The sequence below is a fragment of the Acetobacter estunensis genome, from assembly GCF_019083805.1.
Lineage (GTDB): Bacteria > Pseudomonadota > Alphaproteobacteria > Acetobacterales > Acetobacteraceae > Acetobacter > Acetobacter estunensis_A.
This window is the reverse complement of sequence record NZ_JAHRDV010000112.1, coordinates 1-440: the sequence shown is the minus strand read 5'-3', so window position 1 is coordinate 440 and position 440 is coordinate 1. Positions and strand designations below refer to the sequence as shown.

Annotated in this window: 1 rRNA gene; it reads left to right on the top strand. The window is 52.7% G+C overall.

The features are described 5' to 3' along the window. Positions 1 to 440, top strand: a 16S ribosomal RNA gene (locus tag KUA11_RS17185); the annotation flags it as partial.

Below are 440 nucleotides of genomic sequence, written 5' to 3'. Positions count from 1 at the left end.
CCTACGGGTGGCTGCAGTGGGGAATCTTGCACAATGGGGGAAACCCTGATGCAGCGACGCCGCGTGAGCGATGAAGTATTTCGGTATGTAAAGCTCTATCAGCAGGGAAGAAAATGACGGTACCTGACTAAGAAGCACCGGCTAAATACGTGCCAGCAGCCGCGGTAATACGTATGGTGCAAGCGTTATCCGGATTTACTGGGTGTAAAGGGAGCGTAGACGGAGTGGCAAGTCTGATGTGAAAACCCGGGGCTCAACCCCGGGACTGCATTGGAAACTGTCAATCTAGAGTACCGGAGAGGTAAGCGGAATTCCTAGTGTAGCGGTGAAATGCGTAGATATTAGGAGGAACACCAGTGGCGAAGGCGGCTTACTGGACGGTAACTGACGTTGAGGCTCGAAAGCGTGGGGAGCAAACAGGATTAGATACCCTAGTAGTC